The sequence below is a fragment of the Streptomyces nanshensis genome (assembly GCF_001751255.1).
GTDB classification, from domain to species: domain Bacteria; phylum Actinomycetota; class Actinomycetes; order Streptomycetales; family Streptomycetaceae; genus Streptomyces; species Streptomyces nanshensis_A.
Window position 1 is genome coordinate 1 of sequence record NZ_LJGW01000185.1, and the last position, 2456, is coordinate 2456.

At 75.3% G+C, this 2456-nt stretch carries 1 protein-coding gene and 2 pseudogenes; 2 read left to right on the forward strand and 1 reads right to left on the reverse strand.

Annotated features, from left to right (window positions below):
* Positions 1-2 precede the first annotated feature (2 nt).
* Both cobA and AN218_RS11230 read left to right on the forward strand, forming a co-directional pair.
* Positions 3-1226 (forward strand): annotated as a pseudogene (gene cobA / locus AN218_RS11225) (uroporphyrinogen-III C-methyltransferase); the annotation flags it as partial.
* A 151-nt stretch (positions 1227-1377) separates the two neighbouring features.
* A complete protein-coding gene (locus AN218_RS11230; RefSeq protein WP_070016680.1) occupies positions 1378-2184 on the forward strand; it encodes a TrmH family RNA methyltransferase in 807 nt (268 codons plus the stop codon).
* 36 nt (positions 2185-2220) lie between these two features.
* Here AN218_RS11230 and AN218_RS38120 read toward each other — a convergent pair.
* Positions 2221-2456: pseudogene (locus AN218_RS38120) on the reverse strand (serine/threonine protein kinase); the annotation flags it as partial.

Consider the following 2456-nt stretch of genomic DNA (forward strand, 5'->3'; position numbering starts at 1 on the left):
ACCTGCCCGCCTACCCCGTGGGTCTCCGCCTCGCCGGGCGCCGGGTCGTGGTCGTCGGCGGCGGCACCGTCGTACAGCGGCGGCTGCCCGCGCTGCTCGCCGCGGGCGCGGACGTACTGCTGGTCGCCCCCGAGGTGACACCGTCCGTCGAGGCGATGGCCGCCGCGGGCGAACTGACGTGGCAGCGCCGCCCGTTCGCCGACGGCGACCTCGACGGCGCCTGGTACGCGCTGATCGCCACCGACGACCCGGCGACCAACAACGCGGCCTCCGCCGAGGNCAACAACGCGGCCTCCGCCGAGGCGGAGTCCCGCCGGGTGTGGGCCGTACGCAGCGACGACGCCTCCGCCGCCACCGCCTGGACCCCGGCGACGGGACAGAGCGAGGGCGTCACCGTCGCCGTCCTCACCGGGCGGGATCCGCGCCGTTCGGCCGCCGTACGGGACGCCGTGGTCGAGCGGCTGCACGACGGGACGCTCGGCGCCCCGCGCCACCGCGGCCGCACCGGGGGAGTGGCCCTCGTCGGCGGCGGTCCGGGCGACCCGGATCTGATCACGGTGCGGGGCCGCCGGCTGCTCGCCGAGGCGGACGTGGTCGTGGCCGACCGGCTCGGCCCGCGCGACCTGCTGGCCGAACTGCCCCCGCACGTCGAGGTGATCGACGCGGCGAAGATCCCGTACGGGCGTGCCATGGCGCAGGAGGCGATCAACGACGCCCTCGTCGAGCACGCCAAGGCGGGCAGGTCCGTCGTACGTCTCAAGGGCGGCGACCCCTTCGTCTTCGGCCGGGGCATGGAGGAAGCGGAACAGCTCGCGGAAGCCGGGGTGCCGGTCACGGTGGTGCCGGGCATCACCAGTGCGGTGAGCGTTCCGGCGGCCGTGGGCATCCCGGTCACACACCGCGGCGTGGCGCACGAGTTCACGGTCGTCAGCGGTCATGTGGCGCCCGACGACCCGAGGTCGCTCGTCGACTGGCCCGCGCTGGCGCGGCTGCGCGGCACGCTCGTGCTGCTGATGGCCGTCGAGCGGCTCGGCGAGATCGCCGCGGCGCTGGTACGGCACGGACGGGACGCGGACACCCCGGTCGCCGTCGTGCAGGAGGGGACGACGGCGGGGGAGCGGCGCGTGGACGCCACCCTGGCGACCGTCGCCGAACGGGCCGCCGCGGAAGGGATACGGCCGCCCGCGGTCGTCGTCGTCGGCGACGTGGTGTCCGTCGGAAGCGGCGCCGTACAGGGCGGCACAGACGGCGGGACGCAGCGAAGCGGAAGCCGAAACGGATCCGGGAGCGGTTCCGGAGACGGATCCGGAAGCGGACCGGGAGGCGTACGCGGCGGCGGGCCCGCGCACGCCGACGAGAGCTGAACGGACCGACTCCGTGGCCGACATCATCACCGTCCGGGACCCGCACGACCCCCGGCTCTCCGACTTCACCGGACTCACCGACGTCGAGCTGCGCCGCCGGCGCGAGCCCGCCGAGGGCCTGTTCATCGCGGAGGGCGAGAAGGTCATCCGCCGTGCGGCGCGGGCCGGTTACCCGACGCGCGCGATGCTGCTCTCCGAGAAGTGGCTGCCCGCGATGCGCGACGTGATCGACGCGTCGGGCGCACCCGCGTACGTCATGCCCCCCGAACTCGCCGAGCAGGTCACCGGTTACCACGTGCACCGCGGCGCACTCGCCTCGATGGGACGTACGCCGCTGCCCGAGCCGGAGGCGCTGCTCGCGGCCGCGCGCCGCGTGGTGATCATGGAAGCGGTCAACGACCACACCAACATCGGCGCGATCTTCCGCAGCGCCGCCGCACTCGGCATGGACGGCGTGCTGCTCTCCCCGTCCTGCGCCGACCCGCTCTACCGCCGCTCCGTCAAGGTCTCGATGGGGGCGGTCTTCTCCGTCCCGTACGCGCGGCTCACCACCTGGCCGCACGGTCTGGCGGCCGTACGGGAGGCGGGATTCCGGGTGTTGGCGCTCACTCCGGAGGAGAGCGCGCTGCCGCTGGAGGCCGCCGGTCCGCACCGGCTGCCGCGCGTCGCGCTGCTGCTGGGCGCGGAGGGGGACGGGCTGTCGGAACGAGCGATGCGGGAGGCCGACGCACGCGTCCGCATCCCGATGGCGCACGGCGTGGACTCGCTCAACGTGGGCGCCGCCGCGGCGGTCGCCTTCTACGCGGCGACGAGGGCGTAACGGCCGTACGGGGAGCGGTAGTTCAGGACCGGTAGTTCAGAACCGGTAGGGACCGGCTCCCGGATGTGCGTCCGCCGCCGGTCCCGGTACGGCCGGCGCCGCCGGTTCCGTCGCCGGCCTCACCGGCGCACGCTCCCCGCCCAGCCCCTGCGTGGGCCCCTGGCACCCCTGCGCCATGGCGATGCCGAGCGCCACCAGCACGGTCACCGTCACGAACACCACCAGCCGCTGCCGCAGCAGCCGCCGGTCGGCGCCGCGCCGCGCCGCCCCTT